Raw genomic sequence first — 24,335 nt, forward strand, 5'->3', positions numbered from 1 at the left:
GGCCACCTCCGGAAGAAGGCGGCGACCTTAGCGCGTTCGCCAGGGCCGGACAATCTACAGTTGCCGACGCAATCGAGCGTACAGCCCAGCGACCGTCACGCCACTGCTCAGCGAGCGCGAGCGCCACATAAAAAACCGGCCATCCCAAGGGGATGGCCGGTACAACCGCCCGCTAGGGGCGCACAGGAGAGTGAAGACGAAATCAGGCCAGTTCGGCCAGCTTGGCCTTGGCCTGGGCCAGGCCCTTTTCCACGAACTCGCCGCCCATGTTCATGCCTTCGGCATGGATGAACTGCACGTCGTGAATGCCGATGAAGGCCAGCGCCTGACGCAGATAGGGTTCCTGGTGATCCAGCGCGCTACCGGCGTAGATACCGCCGCGTGCGGTCAGCACGATGGCGCGCTTGCCGGTCAGCAGGCCTTGCGGGCCAGTCTCGGTGTACTTGAAGGTGACACCCGCACGCAGCACATGGTCGAGCCAGGCCTTCAGGGTGCTGGGAATGGCGAAGTTGTACATCGGTGCAGCCAGTACCAGCACGTCGGCAGCGAGCAGTTCATCGGTCAGCTCATTGGAACGTACCAGGGCAGCTTTCTCCGCCTCGCTCTGCTGCTCAGCCGGAGTCATCCAGCCACCCAGCAGGGTCAGATCCAGATGCGGCAGCGGATTGGCAGCGACATCGCGAACCTGGATCTGATCAGCCGGATTGGCTGCTTTCCAGTTGGCGATGAATTGCTGGGTCAGCTCGCGGGACACCGAGCCTTGTTGGCGGGCACTGCTTTCGATAACCAGAACGCGGGACATGGGGGAGACTCCATCGAAGTGAATGTGTGTCGATGGAGCAGAGGTTATGCTCACTCTTATCGATGAAAAAGCGCAAATATCCGCTTACATATATCGACTAAGTTGATTTATCGAAAATGCAGCGCTAGCCTCTGATCACTTGGGATTGCAGGTGAGGTCGATGCGCAGGCGAATGACGCTGCGGGTGAACTTCACCGTCATGTTGTTGCTGGCACCTGCTGCCAGCGCCGAGCGACGAGTACGTGGCGCTTCCGGCCCGTTGCGGAAGACCGCCTTACATTCGGCATCGCGCTGGCCATAGTTGTAGAGCATCAGCCCCGCCATGTTGTGGTCGATATCCTGGGTGGTGGCAGATACCTCGGCGCCATTGAGCTGCTTCTCCAGTTCGATCGGGTAGGCATGGGCGCCAAGCGGCAGGCAGGCCAGCAACAGCAGATAGCGTGTTCTTTTCATAGGGTGCTCTCCGTCGGGAAGCGCCAGTTTAGGTCGATAGCGCTGGCGATGACAGCCGGCAGCAGGATGATGTGATGAAAGCTCCTCGCGTAACCCTGGATCAATGGCGCACGCTGCAGGCCGTGGTGGATCAGGGCGGCTTCGCCCAGGCTGCCGAAGTGCTGCACCGCTCGCAGTCCTCGGTCAGCTATACCGTGGCACGCATGCAGGAACAGCTGGGCGTGCCGCTGCTGCGCATCGACGGGCGCAAGGCCGTGCTCACCGAGGCCGGCGACGTGTTGCTGCGCCGCTCGCGGCAACTGGTCAAGCAGGCTGGTCAGTTGGAGGATTTGGCCCATCACATGGAGCAAGGGTGGGAAGCCGAGGTACGCCTGGTGGTGGACGCCGCCTACCCCACCGCCAATCTCGTGCGCGCCCTGTCGGCATTCATGCCACAAAGCCGGGGTTGCCGCGTGCGCCTGCGCGAGGAGGTGTTGTCCGGGGTCGAGGAAGTGCTGCTCGAAGGCACCGCCGACCTGGCCATCAGCGCGCTGAACATCACCGGTCATCTGGGCATCGAGTTGAGCGAGGTGGAGTTCGTCGCCGTCGCCAACCCGGAGCACCCTCTGCACCGTATGCAACGCGAGCTGAGCTTCCAGGATCTGGAAGGCCAGATGCAGGTGGTCACCCGCGACAGCGGTCGACTGCAACCGCGCGACGCCGGCTGGCTCGGCGCGGAACAGCGCTGGACGGTCGGCAGCCTGCCGACTGCTCGCACCTTCGTCAGCAGCGGCCTGGGCTTCGCCTGGCTGCCGCGCCACCTGATCGTCCGGGAGCTGCAGGAAGGGCTGCTCAAACCGCTGCCGCTGGCCCAGGGCGGGATCCGCAAGCCGCGCTTCTTCCTCTACAGCAACAAGGATCGCGTACTCGGCCCGGCCACGCAGATCCTCATCGAACTGATCAAGAACTTCGACTGCGCGCCCCTTGCCATGCCCTTCGCCGCACCGCAGTCGCCCAACTGAGACACAAGCCATGCCCTACTTCGACAACGACGGCTGTCAGTTGCACTACGAGGACTACGGGCATGGCACGCCGGTGCTGCTGATCCACGGCCTGGGCTCCAGCACCCTGGACTGGGAATTCCAGATTCCCGCGCTGAGCGCGCACTACCGCGTGCTGGCGCTGGATGTACGCGGCCATGGTCGCTCCGACAAGCCACGCGAGCGCTATCGCATGATCGACTTCGCTGACGACGTCGCCGCACTGATCGAGCATCTGCAACTGCCGCCCGTGCATCTGGTGGGCATTTCCATGGGCGGCATGATCGGCTTTCAACTCGGGGTCGACCAACCCCACCTGCTGCGCAGCCTGACCATCGTCAACAGCGCACCGGAAGTGAAGGCACACAACCTGGGTGAGCGCCTGGAGATTGCCAAGCGCTGGCTGCTGGCGCGCCTGCTGCCGCTGGAAACCCTGGCCAAGGCCCTGGGCAAACTGCTGTTTCCCCGGCCCGAACAGGCCGAACTGCGGCACAAGGTGGAGCAGCGCTGGCCGCGCAACGACAAGCGCGCCTACCTGGCCAGCCTGGATGCCATCATCGGCTGGGGCGTGCGGGAACGCCTGCAACGCATTACCTGTCCTACGCTGGTCATCAGCGCCGACCGCGACTACACCCCGATCGAACACAAGCAGGCCTATGTGACGGAACTCCCCGACGCGCGCCTGCAAGTGATCGACAATTCACGGCACGCCACACCCCTGGATCAACCCCAACGCTTCAACACCGTCCTGCTCGACTTCCTCGGCGAAGTCGACGGCACCGCCAACAAGGAAAGATAACCATCATGCTCAAGCAACTCGCCTTCGCTGCCTGCACCCTGCTGCTGTCCTCAAGCCTGTTGGCGGCGGAAAATCCCAAAGTGCTGCTGACCACCAGCCTCGGGCAAATCGAAGTGGAACTGGACGCCGACAAGGCGCCGATCAGCACGCAGAACTTCCTCAAGTACGTCGACAGTGGCTTCTACAACGGCACCCAGTTCCACCGCGTGATTCCCGGTTTCATGGTTCAGGGCGGCGGCTTCGATGCCGACATGCGCCAGAAGGACACCGACGCACCGATCAAGAACGAAGCCGATAACGGCTTGCACAACGTGCGCGGCACCCTGGCCATGGCCCGTACCCAGGCACGCGACTCGGCCACCAGCCAGTTCTTCATCAACCACAAGGACAATGCCTTCCTCGACCACGGCTCGCGCGACTTCGGCTATGCCGTGTTCGGCAAGGTGACCCGCGGCATGGACGTGGTCGACAAGATCGCCCAAACGCCTACCAGCAACCGCGGCATGTACCAGAACGTGCCGCGCGAGCCGGTGCTGATCATCGACGCCAAGCGTCTGTAAGGCCATGCCGTGCAGGAGCGAATTCATTCGCGTTGGGTAGAGCGCCATGCCAGCCCCTTTCGCGAATAAATTCGCTCCTGCAAGAACGACAAAGCCGCCCATTGGGCGGCTTTGTCGTTTCAGGGCTGCCTTACTTCTCGACGAAGGCGCGCTCGATCAGGTAATCACCCGGCTCACGCATGCGCGGGGAGATCTTCAGACCGAAGCTGTCGAGCACTTCGCTGGTCTCGTCGAGCATGCTCGGGCTGCCGCAGATCATGGCGCGGTCGTCCTGCGGGTTGATCGGCGGCAGGCCGATGTCGGCGAACAGCTTGCCGCTGCGCATCAGGTCGGTCAGACGGCCCTGATTCTCGAACGGCTCACGGGTCACGGTCGGGTAGTAGATCAGCTTCTCTTTCAGCGCCTCGCCGAAGAACTCGTTCTGCGGCAGGTGCTCGGTGATGAACTCACGGTAGGCCACTTCGTTCACGTAGCGCACGCCGTGCACCAGGATGACCTTCTCGAAACGCTCGTAGGTTTCCGGATCCTGGATCACACTCATGAACGGCGCCAGGCCAGTGCCGGTGCTGAGCAGGTAGAGGTGCTTGCCGGGGTTGAGGTCGTCGAGTACCAGCGTGCCGGTGGGCTTCTTGCTGATAATGATCTCGTCGCCTTCCTTGAGGTGCTGCAGCTGCGAGGTCAGCGGGCCGTCCGGCACCTTGATGCTGAAGAACTCCAGATGCTCTTCCCAGTTCGGGCTGGCGATGGAGTAGGCACGCATCAGCGGGCGACCGTTTTCCTGCTGCAGACCAATCATCACGAACTGACCATTCTCGAAGCGCAGGCCCGGATCACGGGTGCACTTGAAGCTGAACAGGGTGTCGTTCCAGTGGTGGACGCTGAGCACACGCTCGACGTTCATATTGCTCATGATGATGATTTCCTCGAGAAACACGGCGCCTTGGGCGCGATTGCGCGGCATTCTATTCGCGGCAACAATATCTGTTAAGTGGATTATCAAGATATAGGTTATCGGTTATATCGATATGCGATTTACCCTCAGACAACTTCAGGTATTCGTCGCCGTGGCGCAGCATGAAAGCGTATCGCGCGCCGCGCAATCGCTCGCATTGTCGCAGTCGGCGACCAGTACCTCGCTCACCGAACTGGAGCGCCAGTCCGACTGCCAACTGTTCGACCGCGCCGGCAAACGCCTGGCCCTCAACGCCTTGGGCCGGCAGCTATTGCCGCAGGCGGTGGCGCTGCTCGATCAGGCCAAGGAGATCGAGCGCCTGCTGGGCGGCAAGAGTGGTTTTGGCTCGCTCAACGTCGGCGCCACACTCACGGTGGGCAACTACCTGGCCACTCTGCTGATCGGCAGCTTCATGCAGAACCATCCCGAGTGCCGGGTAAAACTGCAGGTACACAACACCGCCCATGTGGTGCAGCAGGTCGCCCACTACGAACTGGATCTGGGCCTGATCGAGGGCGATTGCCAGCACCCGGACATCGAGGTCGAGCCCTGGGTGGAGGACGAACTGGTGGTGTTCTGCGCACCGCAGCATCCACTCGCCCAACGCGGCCGCGCCAGCCTGGAAGAACTCACCCACGAGGCCTGGATCCTTCGCGAGCAGGGTTCAGGCACGCGTCTGACCTTCGACCAGGCCATGCGTCACCACCCGCGCTCGCTGAATATCCGCCTGGAACTGGAACACACCGAGGCGATCAAACGCGCCGTGGAATCCGGCCTGGGCATCGGCTGCATCTCGCGCCTGGCCCTGCGCGATGCCATCCGTCGCGGCAGCCTGGTGGCGCTGGAAACCGCAGAACTGGATCTGCGTCGGCAGTTCTACTTCATCCGCCACCGGCAGAAGTACCAGACCGCCGCCATGCGCGAATTCCTTGAGCAATGCCGCGCCCTCACCTCGGGCGTCAGCCGCAGCGATCAGATCGTCCTGCCGCCTATCGTCTGAGGCTCAGCCGAGCAGAATCATCGCCCAGACCGTCGCGATCATGCCCAACGCCACGAACTGGGCGGCGCTGCCCATGTCCTTGGCGTTCTTCGACAGCGGATGGCGCTCCAGGGAGATACGGTCGATGGCGGCCTCGATGGCCGAGTTGAGCAACTCGACGATCAGCGCCAGCAGGCAGACCGCAACCATCAAGGCACGTTCACCGCGGCTGACATCGAGCAGGAAGGCCGAGGGGATGAGCACCAGATTCAGCAGAACCAGTTGACGAAAAGCCGCCTCACCGAGAAAGGCTGCACGCAGGCCATCGAGCGAATAGCCCGCCGCGTTGAGGATGCGTTTCAGGCCAGTCTGGCCTTTGAATTCGGACATGCGCCTTGCCCCTTCGAAAGAGGCGCGCAGCTTACTGCATCCGCCGTGCGAGAACCTAGCTACGAGACGGCTGCAAAGCCAAATCGGGTGTAGGAAGGTGCTGACTTGCAATGCAGCAGCACCGCCACGCAGCGGATCGCCGACAGCATGGCAGTTACGCGGGGATCGACTCCATCTGCTGCAACAGCAGCGCCGCCTGGGTACGGGTGCGCACCCCCAGCTTGCGGAAAATGGCCGTGACATGCGCCTTGACGGTGGCTTCGGACACGCTCAGCTCATAGGCGATCTGCTTGTTCAGCAGGCCTTCACAGACCATGGTCAGCACGCGGAATTGCTGGGGCGTGAGGCTCGCCAGGCCGGCACTGGCCGCCTTGGCTTCCTCGGAAACCGGGGTGCTTTCCTCGGACAGTGGCGGCCACCAAGTATCGCCGTCGAGCACCTGACGCACCGCTTCCTGTAGGGTTTCCAGCGGGCTGGACTTGGGGATGAAGCCACTGGCGCCGAACTCCCGGGAGCGCACGATCACCGAGGCTTCTTCCTGCGCGGAGATCATCACCACCGGGATCTGCGGATACTGGCCGCGTAGCAGCACCAGGCCGGAGAAGCCGTAGGCTCCCGGCATGTTGAGGTCGAGCAGCACCAGATCCCAGTCGCCCTTCTCGGCCAGACGGCCTTCAAGCTCAGCGATGCTGGCCGCTTCGACCAGGCGCACGTCGGGCCCCAGCCCAAGGGTCAGTGCCTGATGCAGGGCACTGCGGAACAGCGGGTGATCATCGGCAATCAGGATTTCGTAAGCGGCCATTGGCAGATCCTGTTCTTTTTATGAGCGACGCCCTGGATAGCGCCCTGGTCGCCCCTACTCAGCGTAGCGCATCCGGCACTACGGTTCCCCTCGCGGAGCGAAAGCGGCGCTCAGCATGCCGAGACGTGGCAGGGTGGTCAAGCACTGCGCTTTACGGCAGGATGCGCGCCTTTGTGCCAGGAGCCTATCCATGCAAAGCCAAGCCTTGCGCGCCGATCTGCTGATGCTGCTCACCGCGCTGATCTGGGGCAGTGCCTTCGTAGCCCAGCGTCTGGGTATGGACAATATCGGCCCCTTCCTCTACACCGGGCTGCGTTTCGCCCTGGCCAGCCTGGCTTTGCTGCCCGTATTGGCGCTGCTGCAGCGCGGCAAGCGACAGGTGCCGCAGCCGATCACCCGCAGCTTGCTGCTCGGCGGGGTGATCATGGGCGTGGTGCTCGCGCTGGGCATCAACCTGCAACAGGTCGGTCTGCTGTTCACCAGCGTCACCAACTCCGGTTTCATCACCGGGCTATACGTGATCGTGGTGCCGATTCTCGGCCTGTTCATCGGCCAGCGCAGCGGCCTGGGTATCTGGCTGGGCGCCAGCCTGGCCGTGGTCGGCATGTTCCTGCTCAGCGTCGGCGATGGCTTCAGCGTGGCGCCCGGCGACTGGCTGCAACTGACCGGCGCCTTCGTCTGGGGCGTGCATGTGCTATTGGTTGGGTTCTTCGCCAGCCGTCACGATCCGCTGCGCCTGGCGCTGATTCAGTTCGTCACCTGTGCGGTGATCAGCCTGTTCCTCGCCCTGTGTTTCGAAAACGCGACGCTGGACGGCGTGATCGAAGCGGCGCCCGCCATTCTCTACGGTGGCCTGCTGGGCGTGGCGGTCGGCTTCACCCTGCAAGTGGTTGCACAGCAGCATGCCATCGCCTCGCACGCGGCGATCATCCTGTCGCTGGAGGCGGTATTCGCCGCCATCGCCGGCGCCCTGCTGCTGAACGAGGTGCTGGCGCCACGCGGTTACCTGGGCTGCGCGCTGATGTTCGCTGGCATGCTGATCGCGCAACTGTGGCCGAAGCCCGCCCTGATCAGCGATACGCCAGCAGACGCTGATGCAGCGCGTCGCTGAGATCCAGTGGCAGACGTCGCTTGGCAGCCAAGTAATGCTGGCTGAAGGCATCCAGATAATCGTCCAGCGCGGCACTGGCCTGAGCGTCGCCGGCCAGCTCCAGGCATAGCGCCGCTACCTCGGCGGTGCACAAATGGTCGCCGCGCGTGGAGCGACGAAGGCGATAGCGCGATAACTGCTCGGGCTTGAAGCTGAGCACCGGCAATGCATCCAGATAGGGGCTCTTGCGAAACATCTTGCGCGCCTCGGTCCAGGTGGCATCGAGCAGCACGAACAGCGGCCGCTTGCCCGGCGCCAGGCTGACCTCCTCGACCACCCGCGCCTCACCGGCATATTCACCGGGAAAGACCAGATAAGGCTGCCACTGCGGCTCGGCCAACAACGCTGGCAGGGCGGGGTTCACTTCGGTACGCGCCCAACCGAAGGCGTGGGTGTCGGGCACCACGTCGGCGATCAGCCAGCCGGTGTTGCTCGGTTTGAGCGCCTCGATGTCATGCATGACCAGGCACATGCCCGACTGCGCCGCAACCTGTGGCCGCCAGGCACACAGGCAGTACGCCGGCTGAATGCGGCAGGCCGGGCAGCGCTCGGCCCGTGAGCCACGCGCGATGAAGGGTTTCAGGCTGCGCGCCAGGCGTTCGGCGCGCAGGCGGGCAACGGCATGCAGGGAATCGGAGACGGTCTTGTGGGTCATGAAGCGGCTGGCCGGCAAAGGGGGCGCAAGTCTAGCACCCCCTGCCAGACGACTTCAGAACGTGTGATTCAGGGCCAGGCCTATGAAGTGGATACGGGTGCGGTATTCACCCGTGTAGTTGCCACCGTTGCCGGTGCAGCGCTTACCACTGTCCTCGTACAAACCACCACTGCCCGGTACCCAGCCGGCAGGCGAACACGCGTCGCGATAGTCCATCTTGCCGGTGGCGAACTGCACGAAGCTGTAGGCCAGATCCACCGAGGTATCAGGCGTGACCTTGTAGTTGGCCCCCAGCGACAGCCAATAACGGTCGGCATCGGGGAAGGCAGGATGGCGCAGCTCGGGCGAATTCACCGGTGACTTGTCATAGGCCACCCCGGTGCGCAGCAATAGATCGTCGCTGTACTGGTAGTTCATGCCCAGGGAAATCTTGTAGGTGTCCTTCCAGTCCTGCTTGACCGCCAGATCGCCCTCGGTCACCCCATTGAAATACGGATAACCGGCCACCTGATCGATGCCGATACGCACCTCATCAAGCCGCGAATGGCGGGTAAAGGTCAGGTCGGCCATCAGCGCCACCTTGTCGTTGAGCTGGTGAAAAGCACTGAACGACAGGGTTTCCGGGGTATCGATGGCGGTCTTGGCCGTGGAATTTGGGTGCAGGCGAGTAGCGGCAAAATTCCCCGGATTGATCCAGTTGCTCGGATCCAGCACCTGGCCGAGTGCATCGGCCGGTGGCAGGGTGATGATTCCCAGATCGATACCGCCGCTCAGATCGGTATCCGGAGAAGGCACACTTCCCGTGACACCAGCGAAACTCCATTTGGTCTCACCCTCCAGGGTGTGGCGGATATGTGACCGATAGGACACCCCGAAGCGCGTCGATTCGGTTGGTTCCCACATGTAGCCGATGTTCCAGCCAAAGCCCCAATCGTCACCCTTGACCCGGAAATAGCCATCGCCCTGGACGTTGTCGGCGAAATTCTTCGCCACGCAGTCGACGAACGCATCGCCAGACTGGCCGTCACAGCTGCTGATTTCCGTGGGAACCGAAATGCCATACAGCAGAGGAATGGCCGTCTGCCCAAGCGGTGAAGCCGCCAGCTCGGTGAGATCCTGATTGGCGCTGACGAATTGCCCCGCCAGTTGCCGCGAAGCCCCCTTCACATCCGCCGCGCCGCGCTGCACCGACTTGATGTACTGCGCCGAAACGCCGAAACCGATGCTGTGATGCTCATTGAAGCGATAGGCGATGCTCGGGTTGAAGGTCACGGTTTCCAGGCTGGCAGACTGGATGCCATAGCGTCCGGCCCAGTCTTCCTTGTAATTGAGCTTGGCCCCGAAGGGCGTGAAGATGCCCAGGCCAATGGTCACCTGGTCGTTGATCTGGCGGGACACATAGAAGTTCGGCGCGCCCGCTACATCCGGCAGGAAGTCACCGGCATCCCCCGATACCGGATTACCGAACACGTCGCGGCTGCCCTTGTCCTCGTACTCGCCATCGGGCAGCAGAATGCTCAGCCCGGAGGTCATTTGTGTGCCCTTGAGGCGAGTCATGCCGGCCGGGTTGTAGAAGATGGTCGAAGGGTCGGCGGCTTCAGCTCCGTTGGCATGGGCGGTGCCCTGCGCAGAGACGGATTGGGAGCCGAAGTGGTAACCGGATGCCTGTATCTGCGCCACGGGCAAAACCAGTAGACTGCCGACCATCACACGCGATGGCCAGCGCCGAGAGAGCATTGTCATTGTTATTCTCCTGCACACTGCCTTGAACGCCGCTCGCGTCCTGGTGCGGCGTCAGCAGATCTCAGGCAGGTCTGGCTGGCGACGGCGGAACCACGAGCGGCATGCGAGTCATCCGTCTGGAGTAGCCAGGCAGGCGCCCATCGGGCGCGCGCGAGGCCTAAACCAGGCGGCTCATAGTTCGGACGCCGGTGCGCCAGCTATGATCCCCGGCCTTTGGTCGTGGTGACGAATGGTGGCAAGAGGCAAGCATGTCTCCATCGGTAACACCGCCGCACGCCGAACATTCGCTGGCGCGCCCTGTCCAACTCACGTTCATGCTTTCAGGAGTTTTCCCATGCTGCGTTACGTTCTCCCCGCACTCGCGCTCGGTCTGGCCCTGCCGATGGCCCAGGCAGCCTCATTGAAGGAGATGGAATTGACGCGAACCCTGGAGAAGGTGGCCCAGGAAAGCAGCGTGGGCACGCCGCGGGCCATCAACGAAGACATCCTCGATCAGGGTTACACCGTCGAGGGTCACACCCTGATCAACCACCTCAGCGTGCGCCCTGCGCATGCTGCGAAGATGCGTGGTAACCCGGACACGGTCAGAAGCCAGCTGGCGGCGAGCGTTTGCCGCAACCCCGGCTACCGCCAGTTGCTGAGCCAGGGCGCCCAGTTGCGTTACCAGTTCAGCGAATACCGCAGCAACCGGCCGATCACCACCGAGGTCTTCGATCGCAGCGATTGCGGTCTGTAAGACGGGTTCGCGGCTGCCTGGCGACCGCGATCAGCCCTTGGCACGACGCTGCGCATCACCGGCGCGCAGCTCGGCCAGCAAGGCATCCATGTAGCGCGAACGGCGCACGCCGCCCTGCAGACGACGCAGGCACTCGCTCTCCAGGCTCGACTGGTTGACGCGCGCCGCCTTCTGCAGCATCTGGTACAGCTCTTCATCCACATCCATTATCAGCTTGGGCATACCTGCCCTCCTCTTCCGTCGATACTCGATGCAGGCCGTCGGGTTTCCAGCGGCGCGACGCAACGGCACACGCAGCAACGATAGCCGGCCGAGCCTCTTGCCCATGCCGGCTGCGCCCCTCTGTCTCGCTGCACATCTGGCTGGCGCGCGTCACGGAAACACCTACTCTCTGCCAGTAAATCAGACGCCAGGCATCCCCCAAGTTCCGCAGACGAACGGCATCGCGTCACAGTTGTGCCAACTACCCTGCAATGACTGCCTGTCTGACCTGCATCAAGTTCGCCACAGGCGCAAACCGGCATGCTGCAAACACATTCGGCACAAGGAGCAAACCATGGCCCTGCTTACCTTCATCGGCGCGATTCAACAGGTCACCGGCTCCTGCTATCTGCTGGAGAGCCGCGAAGGCGCCAGGGTGCTGCTGGAATGTGGCATGCACCAGGGGCGCCGCGAGGAGGAGAGCCAGAACCGCAGCGCTTTTCCCTTCGATCCTCGCAGCCTCGATGCCGTGGTGCTGTCGCACGCTCACCTCGACCACAGCGGCCTGCTGCCGCGGCTGGTCGCCGAGGGTTATCGCGGGCCGATTCATGCCACCGAAGCCAGTTGCGAGCTGCTCGAACTGATGCTGCTGGACTCGGCCTTCCTCCAGGAAAAGGACGCCGAGTGGGAAAATCGATGGCGCGCCCGCCAGGGCAAACCGGCCATCAAGCCCCTGTACACCATCGCCAACACCGAGCAGGCTCTGAGTCAGACGCGGCGCCACGGTTATGGCGAGCCGGTGGAAATCGCCAAGGGCGTGCAGGTGACCTTCCATAACGCCGGGCACATTCTCGGCTCGGCCATCGTCGAGCTGTGCGTAGAGGATCATCACCTGCATCGGCGCCTGGTGTTTTCCGGCGACCTCGGCAATACCTGCTCCCCTCTGATGCAGGCCCCCGCACAACTGCATGACGCCGACGTATTGATGCTGGAATCCACCTACGGCGACCGCGATCATCGCCCCAGCGAAGAAACCATCGAAGAGCTGGCCGACATCCTGCAACAGGCCCATCGCGATGGCGGCAACGTGCTGATCCCCTCCTTCGCTGTCGGCCGTACCCAGGATCTGATCTACTACCTGGGCCGTTTCTATCAGGAAGGCCGCCTGCCGCAACAGGCGGTCTTCCTCGACAGCCCCATGGCGATCCGGGCGAACGCCATCTACAGTCGCTACCACGACCAGTTCGCCGCCAAGGATCAGGCCGCGCTGGCCGCCAAAAACATCAAGCGGGTCGAAGACTGGTTGCCCGTGCTGCGCTGCACGCCGACAGCCGAGGAGTCCATGGCGATCAACCGGGTCAAGAGCGGCGCGATCATCATTGCCGGTGCCGGCATGTGCAATGGTGGGCGCATCGTCCACCACTTCAAGCACAACCTCTGGCGCGAGGACTGCCACCTGGTATTTCCCGGTTTCCAGGCCAAAGGCACGCTCGGTCGACTCATCGTCGATGGCGCCGACACGGTGAAAGTGCTGCACCAGCGCATCGCGGTTAAAGCCAAGGTGCATACCCTCGGCGGTTTCTCCGCGCATGCCGGACAGTCGCAACTGCTCGACTGGGCCGCTCAGTTCGAACATCACCCCGAGCTGTACCTAGTGCATGGCGAACTGGAAAAGATGCAGGCCTTGCAGCAGGTGTTGCACGATCGCCTGAACTGGCTCGCCAGCATCCCCGAGCCGGGCGAACAGATCGCCCTGTAGGGCACTTCTAAAAACGTAAGCGAGGCAGCCAGCGCAAGGCAAAACAGGCGAGAAAGCGCAGTTTACGAGCTGTAAATGAGCATTTTGAGCCTGTTTTAACGCCGCGATGGCAACGCAGTTAGTTTTTAGAGGTGCCCTGTAAGCCGCGCTTACGAAAACAGGCTACAACCTGGCTGTGGCATCGTTGGCGACACTCCATAATCAAGGAACCGGCCCTGGCACGCGCGCGATGCGTGCGTGCCGGCGCGCAGAACAGGAGAGTTTCCATGCCCTACGAACCGGACGACTACCTCTCACGCCACGTGCAGACCAGCGAGGTCGACCTGAGCAGCAAGCTCGACGAGCTGATCCATCTCAGCGTGCCCAGCAACAGCCCCAACCTGTCGTTGTACCGGGAAATGCTCACCACCGTGATCCGCATGGCACAGGCCGACCGCAACCGCTGGGACGCCAAGATCATGCTGCAGACGCTGCGCGAAATGGAGCAGGCCTTCGGCGTGCTCGAGCAGCTCAAGCGCCGCCGCAAGGTAACGGTGTTCGGCTCGGCCCGCACGCCGGCCGCCCATCCGCTCTACCAGCAGGCACGTGAACTGGGGGCGCTGCTGGCAAGTCGGGATCTGATGGTGATTACCGGAGCCGGCGGCGGCATCATGGCTGCGGCTCATGAGGGCTCTGGCCCGGAAAACAGTCTGGGCTTCAATATCACCCTGCCCTTCGAGCAGCGGGCCAACGCCACCATGCGCGGCAGCCATCATCTGCTGTCGTTTCATTTCTTCTTCCTGCGCAAGCTGTTCTTCGTCAAGGAGGCCGACGGTCTGGTGCTCTGCCCCGGAGGTTTCGGCACGCTCGACGAAGCCCTGGAAGTGCTGACGCTGATCCAGACCGGCAAAAGCCCACTGGTACCGGTCGTGCTGCTCGACCAGCCCGGCGGCAGCTATTGGGAAAGCGCTCTGGGCTTCATTCGCAGCCAGCTCGAAGGCAACGGTTATATCCTGCCCACCGACCTCAACCTGATGCGCCTGGTCTACAGCGCTGAAGAGGCCGTGGAAGAAATCGTCCACTTCTACCGCAACTTCCACTCCAGCCGCTGGCTCAAGGATCGCTTCGTCATTCGCCTCAACCATCCGCTGAACGAGCAGACACTGGCACGACTCGACGAGGAATTCAGCGGGCTGTGCAAGAGCGGTGGTTTCACTCAGCAGCCCCATTGCGAGCAGGAAAGCGACGAGCCCGAACTGTGCCAACTGACGCGCCTGGCCTTCACCTTCAACGGCCGTGACTATGGCCGTCTGCGGGCCTTGCTCGATATCGTCAACGAGCCTGGAAACTGGGTCAGTTGATCGTGGCCCGGATGCAATCCGGGAACTGCCACGCCGACCTCAGACGTACAAAGCAAGAAGCCCAGCATGAGCTGGGCTTCGTTCGAATCGCTGCCTGATCAGGCGTTGCCGGCGACTTTCAACCTGGCGGCCTGGGTGAAATCGAGCATGCGCTTGAGCGGCTTGATCGCCTTGGGGATCAACGCTGGGTCGACATGGATCTCACCGGAACCTTCGCGCAGCCCGGTCAGCACGCGCTCCAGGGTATTCATCGCCATCCAGGGGCAATGCGCGCAGCTACGGCAGGCCGCGCCATTGCCCGCCGTCGGGGCTTCGATGAAGGTCTTGTCCGGGCACAGCTGCTGCATCTTGTAGAAGATGCCCCGGTCGGTGGCAACGATGAAGGTGGAGTTCGGCAGCGTCTGCGCGGCCTTGATCAGTTGGCTGGTCGAGCCGACGGCATCGGCCAGCTCGACGACATTCTGCGGCGACTCGGGGTGAACGAGGATGGCGGCATCCGGGTAGAGCGCCTTCATGTCCAGCAACTGCTTGGACTTGAACTCCTCATGCACGATGCAGGCGCCATCCCACAGCAGCATGTCGGCGCCAGTCTCGCGCTGGATGTAATTGCCCAGGTGTTTGTCCGGAGCCCAGATCAACGTCTCACCGTTGTCCATCAGGCTCTCGACGATCTCCAGTGCGCAGCTGGACGTCACCACCCAATCGGCGCGCGCCTTCACCGCTGCCGAAGTGTTGGCATAAACCACCACGGTGCGCTCGGGATGCTGGTCGCAGAAAGCCGAAAATTCGTCGACCGGGCAGCCCAGATCCAGCGAACAGGTCGCCTCCAGCGTCGGCATCAGGATGCGTTTTTCCGGGTTGAGGATCTTCGCCGTCTCACCCATGAAGCGCACGCCCGCCACCACCACGGTCTGCGCCGGATGCTGGTTGCCGAAGCGCGCCATTTCCAGAGAATCGGCGACACAACCGCCGGTTTCCTCGGCCAACGCCTGAATCACCGGGTCACAGTAGTAGTGCGCCACCAGCACGGCGTTCTGCTTTTTCAGCTCGGCAGCGATCTCGCGGCGATACGTAGCTTCTTCCTCAGCCGTCAGCGGCTTGGGCTGCTTGGCATCGAGGTGGGCCTGAACCAGAAGGCGTTCGGAAATCTGCGACATGTCATCCAACCTGTGGCGCTCGTAGGCGAGCCGCGAGTATACACCTGCCCTGCACAGCCGATGACACGGCTGCTCCGGGGCTTTTTCCGGGCAAAAAAAAGCCAGTCTTCCGACTGGCTTTTTGCGATGTTGGTGGGTCGTGTAGGATTCGAACCTACGACCAATTGGTTAAAAGCCAACTGCTCTACCAACTGAGCTAACGACCCAACGCGAGGCGCATGATACTGATTTAATTCAGGAAATCAACACTCCGCGAAAACTTTTTCACACATAGCGCGTGGCATCGGCCACGCCGGCAGCCAAAAAGCCGGCCGCGCGCAGGCGGCAGCTGTCGCACTTGCCACAGGCACGGCCATCGCTGTCGGCCTGATAGCAGGAAACGGTCAGCGCGTAATCCACGCCCAGACGCGTGCCGGCCTGGATGATATCGCCCTTGCTCATGTACTGCAGCGGCGCACGGATGGTGAACCCCTGCCCCTCCACGCCCGCCTTGGTCGCCAGGTTGGCCATGCGCTCAAAGGCTTCGACGAACTCCGGCCGGCAATCGGGATAGCCCGAGTAATCCACCGCGTTGACGCCGATGAAGATATCGCGCGCGCCGAGCACTTCCGCCCACCCCAACGCCAGTGCAAGAAACACTGTGTTGCGCGCCGGCACGTAGGTAACCGGGATTCCCTCGCCCGGCGTTTCCGGTACCGCGATGCTGGTATCGGTCAGGGCCGAGCCGCCCATGCCGTTCAGATCGAGGCCAATGACCTTGTGCTCGATAACGCCCAACTGCTGCGCCACGCGTTCGGCAGCCTGCAATTCGGCGCGGTGGCGCTGGCCATAATCGAAACTCATGCTGTAGCAGGTGTAGCCATCGGCCTTGGCCATGGCGACCACCGTAGCCGAATCCAGCCCTCCGGAGAGGAGGATGACCGCTTTCTTATCGCTCATATCAATGTCCCGGATCGTCGTTCCAGAGAATCTTGTGCAGTTGCAATTGCAGGCGTACCGGCAGGTTGTCCGTCACGATCCAATCAGCCAGCGCACGCGCGTCGACCTGCTTATGGCTGGGCGAGAACAACACCTCGTCGACGCGCGCCGCCAGGTCATATTCGATGAGCTTGGAGACCGCCCAGTCGTAATCCTCACGCGAGCAGATGACGAACTTGACCTGATCGTTACGGGTTAGCCAGGGAATGTTCTCGTAGCGATTGCGCTGCACCTCGGCCGAGCCAGGTGTCTTCAGATCGAGTACCTTGCTCACCCGCGAGTCGACGGCAGAAACATCGAGCGCGCCGCTGGTTTCCAGCGATACCTCGTAACCGGCGTCACACAGCCGGGCAAGCAGGGGAATGCAATTGGGCTGCGCCAGCGGCTCGCCGCCCGTCACGCAGACATAACGGGGCCGATAGACGGCCACCTGTTCGAGGATGCTGTCCAGCGTGACGATCTCACCGCCGCTGAAGGCATAGGCAGTGTCACAGTACTGACAGCGCAGGGGGCAGCCGGTCAGGCGCACGAATACCGTCGGCAAGCCGGCAGTACGCGTCTCCCCCTGCAACGAGTAGAAAATCTCGGTGATACGCAGGGTTTCTTGCATGGTAGCCACGGGCGTGATGACGAAACAGGCCATCCGCCTCCGTTGCGTGGAAAACAATGCCGTGGTTCGGCATGACGGAGCCGCGCCCTCCGGAGACATCAGCGAAGCTGAAACCCCTTTAACGACGCGGGCGCCCATTCTAAAGGAAGATGCCCTGGCCGTCTCGGCACGCCGGGCATAAACGAAAAACCCGCGCCAGGGCGCGGGTTCGGGTAACACGTGATCGCTTACAGACGCTGCAGGTCGCGCTGGGCCAGTTGAGCGGCCGAGCTGCCTGGGAACTGAGCAATCACCTGCTGGAGGATGCCACGCGCCTTGTCGTTATGACCCAGACGACGCTCGACATCGGCTAGCTTGAACAGCGAATCCGGCACCTTGGCGTGGCTCGGATACGCCTGACTGACCTTGGCAAAAGCCTGGCCGGCAGCCTGCAGATCACCCTTGGCAAGATTGACCTCACCCAGCCAGTACTGGGCGTTACCCGCGTACTGACTGCTGGGATAACGATTGAGGAAAGCGGCGAACGCCTGCGATGCCTTGTCGAAGTCCTTGGCCTTGATCAGGTCGAAGGCGGCATCGTAGTAGAGCTTTTCCTTGGCCGGATCACCCGGCTCGGCGCTGGCCTGCTGCTGGGCAGCGGGCGGCGTCGGCGTACCAGCGGCGTTGATCGCGCCATTGGCAGAAGAATTCTGAGCGGGAGCACCGGCAGCTGCACCGGCGGAAATACGTTGATCAAGATCCTGATAACGCTCCAGGCCTTCCTGCTTGAGGCGCTGGATTTCATTCTGCTGCTCTTCGACCATACCACGCAGTTGCGCAAGTTCCTGCTGCATCTGCTGGAGCTGGTTGAACAGCATGCCCTGCGCCGAAGCAGGGGCTTGCGCCCCTGTTTCGGCGGAGGCGCCAGCCATACCATAACCCGCCGGTGGATAGCTGCTACCTTGCATGGTGCTGCTATCCATTACGGGAACTTCCGCCATTGCCGCAAGCGGCAGGGCAAGTGTCAGAAGGGTCAGAGTACGGAGGCACTTAAGCATGGCAAATTACTTGCGCAGCTCTACGCGACGGTTCTGAGCCCAGGACTGCTCGTCGTGGCCAGTAGCAACCGGACGCTCTTCGCCGTAGGAAACCAGTTCCAGTTGAGCCGGGGAAACGCCCTGCAGAACCAGGTAGCGTTGAACGGCCTTGGCACGACGCTCGCCCAGAGCCATGTTGTACTCACGGGTACCGCGCTCGTCAGCGTGGCCTTCCAGAACAACGCGGTTGCCGTTGGCTTTCAGGTCCTTGGCGTGTACGTCCAGAGCGCGCATGGCTTCGGCCTTCAGGTCGGAGCTGTCGTACTCGAAGTAGAAGGTGGTGATAGCGCGCAGAGCAGCTTCTTCGCTCAGGCTACCGTCAACAGCGCCGCTGTTGGCGCCGTAGCCGGCGTTCGGGTCGACCGCGCCTTCACCAGCAGCGTCACCGCCTTTGGAGGAGCAACCTACAGCAACGGCGAGAGCCAGGGACAGTGCAGCGAACTTACCGAATTTCAGCATTTCCATCATGTAACTCCTAATGAACCCCAGTGTGTTAAGCAAAAAGGTGAAGCACCGCATCAGTTCAGGTAAGGGGACCAAGAAGGCTCTCGAACTTCGCCTTGAGCGGTAGGAAGAGGGAGCCTCACGCGTCCATTGGAGGACGCCAACATCAAGACTCCCCGGCCCTGCTGGCGGGTGGCGTAGATTAGCATGGCGCCATTGGGCGCAACAGTGGGCGACTCATCCAAACTTGTATCGGAAAGAATGCGCAGGCGGTTGGTTTCCAGGTCTTGCGCCGCCACCTTGAACACGGTGAAACCATCCTGGCGATGGATCATCACCAGCATCTTCTCGTCAGCCGAGAGTTTCGGGTTGGCGTTGTAGTTGCCCACGAACGTCACGCGCTCGACTGCACCAGAATTGATGTTGGTCTTGTAGATCTGCGGTTTGCCTGCCCGATCCGAGGTGAAGTACAGGGTCTGACCGTCCTTGCCCCAGAAAGGTTCGGTATCGATGGCGTAGTGATTGGTCACGCGGCGCATCTGCCGGCTGGCCATATCCATCACGTAGATTTCCGGGTTGCCGTCTTTCGACAGCACGAAGGCCAGGCGCGAACCATCCGGCGACCAGGCCGGTGCACCGTTGAGGCCCTCGAAATTGGTGATCTGCTCACGGCGACCGGTGTCGATGTGCTGGACGAAGATGCGCGGACGACGCTGTTCGAACGACACATAGGCGATACGACGACCATCAGGTGCGAACGACGGCGACAGGATCGGCTCACGCGACTGCAGCAGGGTCACGGCACGCGCACCGTCGTAGTCGGAACGCTGCAAGGTGTAGCGGGTGTTGTTGGTGCCAAAGCGCTCGGCCGTCACGTAGAGCAGCTTGGTGGAGTAAGCACCCTTGACGCCGGTGAGCTTCTCGAACGCCTGGTTGGAAATATGGTGCGCCATGTCACGCAGTTGGTCAGTGCCACCCCCGACGTTACCGGTCATCACCTGTTGCTCGGTGGCGACGTTGAACAGCGCGTACTGCACCTGCAGGCGGCCGCCATTGGGCACGACGCTGCCGACCAGCACGTACTGGGCACCCAGGGCCTTCCAGTCACGGTAGATGACTTCGCTGGCCTGGGTCGGCAGGCTGATCATGTTCTGCCGCGGGATCGGCTCGAAGTAGCCGGAGTTACGCAGGTCATTACCGACGATTTCGGCCATGTCCTGCGGCAGCACGCTGCCACCCTGCCAGCCGAAAGGCACGACGGCGATGGGCGTGGCGCGGTCGGCACCTTGGGAAATGACCAGCGGATCGGCCGCCTGGACGCTGCCGACCAGCATGACCAGCCCCAAAAGGGCGATACGAATCAGGTTGTTCACAGAGCTCAATCCTCCGGTTTGAAAATGACGCGACGCTGCCGGTAAAGGCTGTCGAAGGTGGCACGATCCAGTTGCTGCATCTCGGGAATACGTCCCACGTTGCGTACCGCAGCCACGGCCGAGTTGTCGAACGGCGCATCGCCACTGGAGCGCGAAACGCTGGCGTTGGTGATGGTACCGTCAGGCAACATCTGAATCAGCAGCTCAACGCTCATGCCACGACGTGCCGACATGGGACGCTGCCAGTTCTGGGTGATCAGGTTGATGATCAGATCATCGAGACTACCGGCTACCTGATCGCCATGAGTATCGGCCAGTGCCTGCTGGTTCTGCACGTTATCCGACAGCAAGTCGGCCAGGGCCGCTGCTTTCTGATCCTCGGCAGCCTTGCGCTTGGCCGCTTCGGCTTTCTTCTTGGCGTCCTCAGCCGCTTTTTTCTTCGCCGCTTCGGCAGCAGCCTTCTTCTTGGCCTCTTCCGCCGCTTTCTTCTTCGCGTCCTCGGCTGCCTTTTTCTTGGCGTCTTCGGCGGCTTTCTTCTTCGCCTCTTCCTCGGCACGCTTCTTGGCGATATCGGCCTGGCGTTTCTGCTCGGCAGCTTTCTCTGCCTCGGCTTTCTTCGCGGCTTCGGCCTTGGCGGCTTCAGCTTTGGCCTGCTCGGCCTTTCGAGCCTCGTCGGCTTTCTTTTGTTCCTCGGCCTTTTTCGCCGCGGCGACTTTCTGTTCTTCGGCTTTCTTCTGCTCCAGACGCTCGCTCTCGAACTGCGGCGCGGACGTTTTCTGCGCTTCGCCGGCGATCTTCTGCGTGGTCTGGGTGGTGGCCTGACTCTGCGACTTGAGCTGGTACAGCGTAGCCTGCACCACCGGACGCGCCGGCGGCAGTTCCGGCGAGAAGGCGAAGCTGACGAACAGCATGGCGAACATCAGGACGTGCAACCCCACGGCCCAGACGATGGGCCAGAAGTAGCTTTCCGATTGCGGACGCTCGGTTTGCTGCATCAGGGAGCCTCGGTAATCAATCCGACGTTACCCACGTCGGCCTGTTGCAGACCGCCCATGGCCGCCATCACGGTGCCGTAGTCCACCGATTTGTCGCCGCGCACGAACACCTGCACCTTCTTACCCTGACGACGATTCTCGGCAATGATCGCCGAGACGGCCTGGGTCATCTGCGCCAGCGTGGAGGCACGTTCCTGCTCGGTGTCGACGTCCACTTCGCTGCCCATGTTCCAGTAGTAGGTCTTGTCGGCCTTGATGGAGATGGTCAGCACCTGGGCGTCGTTATCCTGCGGCAGCGCTTCGCTGCTGACCTTGGGCAGGTCGACCTTGACCCCCTGGTTGAGCATCGGCGCGGTAACCATGAAGATGACCAGCAGCACCAACATCACATCGATGTAGGGCACCACGTTCATCTCGGCGACCGGCTTGCGTCTGTTGCGAATTCTCGCCATGGCTTGAGCCCTGCCTTATTCGTCCGAGGTATGCACTTTGCGGTGCAGGATGGCCTGGAACTCGTCGGCGAAGGTGTAATAACGACCGATCAGCATCTCGCCACGCGCGGAGAAGCGGTTGTAGGCAATGACCGCCGGGATCGCGGCGAACAGACCAATGGCCGTAGCGATCAGCGCTTCGGCGATACCCGGAGCAACGGTGGCCAGAGTGGCCTGCTGCACCTGAGCCAGGCCACGGAAAGAGTTCATGATGCCCCAGACGGTACCGAACAGACCGATGTAGGGGCTGGTGGAGCCGACGGTGGCCAGGAATGGCAGTGCGGCTTCCAGCTTCTCTTCCTCGCGGGAGATGGCTACGCGCATGGCACGGGCGACACCGTCCATGACCGCATCCGGGTCGACACCCGGCTGCTGACGCAGGCGCGAGAACTCCTTGAAGCCGGCACGGAAGATCTGCTCCAGGCCCGAGTCCGGATCCGGGTTGCTGCCAGCCTGGCGATAGAGCTTGGACAGGTCGATACCGGACCAGAAGCGATCCTCGAAGTTGTCCAGTGCGCGCTTGGCAGCGCGTATGGCATTGCTGCGCTGAAAGATCATCACCCAGGAAATGATCGATGCACTCACCAGTGTGAGCATCACCAGCTGCACCACAAAGCTGGCGTTGCTGATCAGACTCCACATCGACATGTGGTCAACGGCGTTGGCTTCCACGCTTACTCTCCTGCTGCAATTTGATCCGGCATCTGCGATCCGGCGAAGGCATGACGCATCGGCTCGGGAATGGCCCGGGGCTTCAAGTTTTCGGTGCGCACACAGGCCACCAGGAACTGCCCTTCACAGAGCAGTACATCATCCGCAGCCCGCCTGACCTGTTGACGAAAGCGCAGGCTGGCACGGTTCAATTCGATTACATCGGCGCTGATCACCAGCTCATCATCCAGACGTGCCGGCGCGTGATAGCGCGCTTCGGCCGAATGCACGACGAATAACAGGCCCTCACCGGCAAGCGTCGACTGGGCATAACCCAGCTCACGCAGGCGCTCGGTGCGAGCCCGCTCCATGAATTTGAGGTAGTTGACGTAGTAGACGATGCCACCGGCATCAGTGTCTTCGTAATAGACCCGACAGCGATGACTGAACGGCTGGACTCCGTTTTGCGCGCGCATACTCTAGTCCTGCCTCCGAGACTTGCCAATCCGGGCTGGTAACAATTTTTTCGTCATTCATCACCTGCCGAGAAAAGATCGGGCGCCACCTGCTCACCCAGGCGCTTGGGTATGTTCAGGCCGAAGTGCAGATAGGCATGCCGGGTAACGACCCGCCCGCGCGGCGTGCGCATCATGTAGCCCTGCTGAATCAGGTAAGGCTCGAGCACATCCTCGATGGTATGACGCTCTTCGCCGATGGCGGCTGCCAGGCTATCGAGCCCTACCGGACCGCCATCGAACTTCTCGATCATCGCCAGCAGCAGACGGCGGTCGGAATGATCGAAACCATGCTCGTCGACATCCAGCAGGTTCAGCGCCTGATCAGCGGTGGCCTGGGAAATCTGGCCATTGCCACGCACCTCGGCAAAATCGCGCACGCGGCGCAGCAGTCGGTTGGCGATACGCGGCGTGCCACGCGCGCGGCGTGCGATCTCATAGGCGCCCTTGGCTTCGATGGGCAAACCGAGAATCCCGGCAGAGCGCGAAACGATGGTTGCAAGATCTTCGATACCGTAGAACTCCAGGCGCTGGACGATACCGAAGCGATCACGCAACGGGTTGGTCAGCATGCCGGCTCGGGTCGTCGCGCCGACCAGGGTGAACGGCGGCAGATCCAGCTTGATAGAGCGAGCAGCAGGCCCCTCGCCGATCATGATATCGAGCTGGAAATCCTCCATCGCCGGATAGAGCACTTCCTCGACCACCGGGGAAAGGCGGTGAATCTCGTCGATGAACAGCACATCACCGCTTTCCAGGTTGGTCAGCAGCGCCGCCAGATCGCCCGGACGCTCCAGCACAGGGCCAGAGGTGCTCTTGATCGAACTGCCCATTTCCTGCGCGATGATATTGGCCAGCGTGGTCTTGCCGAGACCGGGCGGGCCGAAGATCAGCGTATGGTCGAGCGCTTCCGCCCTGCCCCGCGCGGCCTGGATGAACAGCGACATCTGCTCGCGCACCACCGGCTGACCGATATAGTCGGCCAGGCGCAGAGGGCGGATGGCCCTGTCCTGCTGTTCTTCACGCTCACGGGGACTGGCGGTGATCAGGCGATCAGCTTCGATCATCGGTTAACTTCCATTAGGCCATCCCGCGCAAGGCGCGACGAATCATATCTTCACTACTCAAACCATCCTCCTTGACGGCAGCGACTGCTCGGCTGGCCTCCTGCGGCTTGTAGCCAAGAGAGATGAGCGCGCTGACGGCGTCATTCTCCGCGCTTGAGACTGCCTGCGCCTGCTGAGGTTCAACCACCAGCGGCGCAATGGACGGTATCGACTCCCAGGCCTTGAAACGATCCTTGAGCTCGACCAGCAACCGCTCGGCGGTTTTCTTGCCCACGCCCGGCACCTTGACCAGGGCGGCGGTATCCTGCGCTTGCACGCAGCGCACCAACTCATCCACCTCGAGGCCGGACATCAACGCCAGCGCCAGCTTGGGGCCGACGCCGTTGAGGCGGATCAACTCGCGAAACAGCTCCCGCTCGCGCTTCTCGAAGAAGCCATAGAGCAGGTGCGCATCCTCACGAATCACCAGATGAGTGTGCAGAGTGACTGCCTCGCCCACCGAAGGCAGACGATAAAGGGTGGTCATCGGCACTTCCAGCTCATAACCGACGCCATTCACATCCAGAAGCAAATGCGGCGGCTGCTTCTCCGCCAGGGTGCCACGCAAACGTCCGATCACCGGCCGGCTCCTTCAACTG

General features: G+C 62.1%; 28 protein-coding genes and 1 tRNA gene. 8 read left to right on the top strand and 21 right to left on the bottom strand.

Annotated elements, in window-relative coordinates:
- Positions 1-202: 202 nt before the first annotated feature.
- Together ACODS1_RS10950 and ACODS1_RS10955 are read right to left on the bottom strand one after the other, a co-directional pair.
- Positions 203-802 (bottom strand): FMN-dependent NADH-azoreductase, encoded by a 600-nt coding sequence (locus tag ACODS1_RS10950; RefSeq protein WP_489085671.1) that lies wholly within the window; start codon positions 800-802, stop codon positions 203-205.
- A gap of 135 nt (positions 803-937) precedes the next feature.
- Complete coding sequence (locus ACODS1_RS10955; RefSeq protein ID WP_489085672.1) at positions 938-1,255, bottom strand: 3-phosphoglycerate kinase; 318 nt, start codon at positions 1,253-1,255, stop codon at positions 938-940.
- Positions 1,256-1,329: 74 nt separating this feature from the next.
- Here ACODS1_RS10955 and ACODS1_RS10960 point away from each other — a divergent pair, with 74 nt between their 5' ends.
- The 3 genes from ACODS1_RS10960 to ACODS1_RS10970 are packed head-to-tail and all read left to right on the top strand — an operon-like array spanning position 1,330 to position 3,633.
- The gene (locus ACODS1_RS10960; protein ID WP_489085673.1) at positions 1,330-2,256 is read left to right on the top strand and encodes a PA3225 family LysR-type transcriptional regulator; all 927 of its coding nucleotides are present in this window, start codon (positions 1,330-1,332) and stop codon (positions 2,254-2,256) included.
- 10 nt (positions 2,257-2,266) lie between these two features.
- Positions 2,267-3,073, top strand: a complete 807-nt coding sequence (locus ACODS1_RS10965) for an alpha/beta fold hydrolase (RefSeq protein WP_489085674.1) — start codon at positions 2,267-2,269, stop codon at positions 3,071-3,073.
- A gap of 5 nt (positions 3,074-3,078) precedes the next feature.
- On the top strand, positions 3,079-3,633 hold the full coding sequence (locus ACODS1_RS10970) for a peptidylprolyl isomerase (protein ID WP_489085675.1): 555 nt from the start codon (positions 3,079-3,081) through the stop codon (positions 3,631-3,633).
- Between the two features lie 130 nt (positions 3,634-3,763).
- Here ACODS1_RS10970 and fpr read toward each other — a convergent pair whose 3' ends face one another.
- A complete protein-coding gene (fpr, locus tag ACODS1_RS10975) occupies positions 3,764-4,543 on the bottom strand; it encodes a ferredoxin-NADP reductase (protein WP_322978579.1) in 780 nt (259 codons plus the stop codon).
- A 115-nt stretch (positions 4,544-4,658) separates the two neighbouring features.
- Between fpr and ACODS1_RS10980 the strand changes: the two genes are divergently transcribed.
- Entirely contained in the window at positions 4,659-5,585 is a 927-nt protein-coding gene (locus tag ACODS1_RS10980) for a LysR family transcriptional regulator (RefSeq protein WP_489085676.1), read from the top strand.
- Between the two features lie 3 nt (positions 5,586-5,588).
- Here the strand turns inward: ACODS1_RS10980 and ACODS1_RS10985 are convergent, their stop codons facing one another.
- Both ACODS1_RS10985 and erdR read right to left on the bottom strand, forming a co-directional pair.
- Entirely contained in the window at positions 5,589-5,954 is a 366-nt protein-coding gene (locus ACODS1_RS10985; protein ID WP_489085677.1) for a diacylglycerol kinase, read from the bottom strand.
- Positions 5,955-6,108: 154 nt separating this feature from the next.
- Positions 6,109-6,756 carry a response regulator transcription factor ErdR gene (gene erdR, locus ACODS1_RS10990; RefSeq protein WP_489085678.1) on the bottom strand — a complete coding sequence of 216 codons (648 nt, stop codon included), beginning with the start codon at positions 6,754-6,756 and terminating at the stop codon, positions 6,109-6,111.
- A 190-nt stretch (positions 6,757-6,946) separates the two neighbouring features.
- Between erdR and ACODS1_RS10995 the strand changes: the two genes are divergently transcribed.
- Positions 6,947-7,867 (top strand): DMT family transporter, encoded by a 921-nt coding sequence (locus tag ACODS1_RS10995; protein WP_489085679.1) that lies wholly within the window; start codon positions 6,947-6,949, stop codon positions 7,865-7,867.
- Here ACODS1_RS10995 and ACODS1_RS11000 read toward each other — a convergent pair.
- Together ACODS1_RS11000 and ACODS1_RS11005 are read right to left on the bottom strand one after the other, a co-directional pair.
- Positions 7,827-8,561, bottom strand: a complete 735-nt coding sequence (locus ACODS1_RS11000) for a tRNA-uridine aminocarboxypropyltransferase (protein ID WP_489085680.1) — start codon at positions 8,559-8,561, stop codon at positions 7,827-7,829. The two genes, ACODS1_RS10995 and ACODS1_RS11000, sit on opposite strands and share 41 nt — an antisense overlap.
- A gap of 54 nt (positions 8,562-8,615) precedes the next feature.
- Positions 8,616-10,304 (bottom strand): OmpP1/FadL family transporter, encoded by a 1,689-nt coding sequence (locus ACODS1_RS11005; protein ID WP_489085681.1) that lies wholly within the window; start codon positions 10,302-10,304, stop codon positions 8,616-8,618.
- 334 nt (positions 10,305-10,638) lie between these two features.
- Between ACODS1_RS11005 and ACODS1_RS11010 the strand changes: the two genes are divergently transcribed.
- Positions 10,639-11,040, top strand: a complete 402-nt coding sequence (locus ACODS1_RS11010) for a quorum-sensing-regulated virulence factor family protein (protein ID WP_489085682.1) — start codon at positions 10,639-10,641, stop codon at positions 11,038-11,040.
- A 30-nt stretch (positions 11,041-11,070) separates the two neighbouring features.
- Here the strand turns inward: ACODS1_RS11010 and ACODS1_RS11015 are convergent, their stop codons facing one another.
- Complete coding sequence (locus ACODS1_RS11015) at positions 11,071-11,262, bottom strand: hypothetical protein (protein WP_489085683.1); 192 nt, start codon at positions 11,260-11,262, stop codon at positions 11,071-11,073.
- 334 nt (positions 11,263-11,596) lie between these two features.
- Between ACODS1_RS11015 and ACODS1_RS11020 the strand changes: the two genes are divergently transcribed.
- Together ACODS1_RS11020 and ACODS1_RS11025 are read left to right on the top strand one after the other, a co-directional pair.
- Positions 11,597-13,000, top strand: coding sequence for an MBL fold metallo-hydrolase RNA specificity domain-containing protein (locus tag ACODS1_RS11020; protein ID WP_489085684.1), 1,404 nt, complete (start codon positions 11,597-11,599; stop codon positions 12,998-13,000).
- A gap of 266 nt (positions 13,001-13,266) precedes the next feature.
- Positions 13,267-14,340, top strand: a complete 1,074-nt coding sequence (locus ACODS1_RS11025) for an LOG family protein (RefSeq protein WP_489085685.1) — start codon at positions 13,267-13,269, stop codon at positions 14,338-14,340.
- A gap of 98 nt (positions 14,341-14,438) precedes the next feature.
- Here the strand turns inward: ACODS1_RS11025 and nadA are convergent, their stop codons facing one another.
- From nadA to ruvA, 13 genes are all read right to left on the bottom strand, one after another.
- Positions 14,439-15,497 (bottom strand): quinolinate synthase NadA, encoded by a 1,059-nt coding sequence (nadA, locus tag ACODS1_RS11030; RefSeq protein ID WP_322978590.1) that lies wholly within the window; start codon positions 15,495-15,497, stop codon positions 14,439-14,441.
- A gap of 130 nt (positions 15,498-15,627) precedes the next feature.
- A tRNA-Lys gene (locus ACODS1_RS11035) sits at positions 15,628-15,703 on the bottom strand.
- Between the two features lie 58 nt (positions 15,704-15,761).
- Positions 15,762-16,436, bottom strand: a complete 675-nt coding sequence (gene queC, locus ACODS1_RS11040; RefSeq protein WP_489085686.1) for a 7-cyano-7-deazaguanine synthase QueC — start codon at positions 16,434-16,436, stop codon at positions 15,762-15,764.
- A 1-nt stretch (position 16,437) separates the two neighbouring features.
- On the bottom strand, positions 16,438-17,085 hold the full coding sequence (gene queE, locus ACODS1_RS11045) for a 7-carboxy-7-deazaguanine synthase QueE (RefSeq protein WP_489085687.1): 648 nt from the start codon (positions 17,083-17,085) through the stop codon (positions 16,438-16,440).
- 227 nt (positions 17,086-17,312) lie between these two features.
- The gene (ybgF, locus tag ACODS1_RS11050; protein ID WP_489085688.1) at positions 17,313-18,122 is read right to left on the bottom strand and encodes a tol-pal system protein YbgF; all 810 of its coding nucleotides are present in this window, start codon (positions 18,120-18,122) and stop codon (positions 17,313-17,315) included.
- Between the two features lie 6 nt (positions 18,123-18,128).
- Entirely contained in the window at positions 18,129-18,626 is a 498-nt protein-coding gene (pal, locus tag ACODS1_RS11055) for a peptidoglycan-associated lipoprotein Pal (RefSeq protein WP_322978594.1), read from the bottom strand.
- 53 nt (positions 18,627-18,679) lie between these two features.
- Positions 18,680-19,978, bottom strand: coding sequence for a Tol-Pal system beta propeller repeat protein TolB (gene tolB / locus ACODS1_RS11060; protein ID WP_322978595.1), 1,299 nt, complete (start codon positions 19,976-19,978; stop codon positions 18,680-18,682).
- A 5-nt stretch (positions 19,979-19,983) separates the two neighbouring features.
- Entirely contained in the window at positions 19,984-20,976 is a 993-nt protein-coding gene (gene tolA / locus ACODS1_RS11065; RefSeq protein WP_489085750.1) for a cell envelope integrity protein TolA, read from the bottom strand.
- The gene (gene tolR, locus ACODS1_RS11070; RefSeq protein ID WP_013714447.1) at positions 20,973-21,425 is read right to left on the bottom strand and encodes a protein TolR; all 453 of its coding nucleotides are present in this window, start codon (positions 21,423-21,425) and stop codon (positions 20,973-20,975) included. Before tolR ends, tolA begins: the two co-directional genes overlap by 4 nt.
- 15 nt (positions 21,426-21,440) lie before the next feature.
- The gene (gene tolQ, locus ACODS1_RS11075) at positions 21,441-22,136 is read right to left on the bottom strand and encodes a protein TolQ (RefSeq protein WP_322978596.1); all 696 of its coding nucleotides are present in this window, start codon (positions 22,134-22,136) and stop codon (positions 21,441-21,443) included.
- A gap of 2 nt (positions 22,137-22,138) precedes the next feature.
- The gene (ybgC, locus tag ACODS1_RS11080) at positions 22,139-22,591 is read right to left on the bottom strand and encodes a tol-pal system-associated acyl-CoA thioesterase (RefSeq protein WP_489085689.1); all 453 of its coding nucleotides are present in this window, start codon (positions 22,589-22,591) and stop codon (positions 22,139-22,141) included.
- A 53-nt stretch (positions 22,592-22,644) separates the two neighbouring features.
- A complete protein-coding gene (ruvB, locus tag ACODS1_RS11085; RefSeq protein WP_322978598.1) occupies positions 22,645-23,697 on the bottom strand; it encodes a Holliday junction branch migration DNA helicase RuvB in 1,053 nt (350 codons plus the stop codon).
- A 13-nt stretch (positions 23,698-23,710) separates the two neighbouring features.
- Positions 23,711-24,316, bottom strand: coding sequence for a Holliday junction branch migration protein RuvA (gene ruvA, locus ACODS1_RS11090; protein ID WP_322978599.1), 606 nt, complete (start codon positions 24,314-24,316; stop codon positions 23,711-23,713).
- Positions 24,317-24,335 lie beyond the last annotated feature (19 nt).

It is taken from the genome of Pseudomonas sp. FG29 (assembly GCF_057809355.1).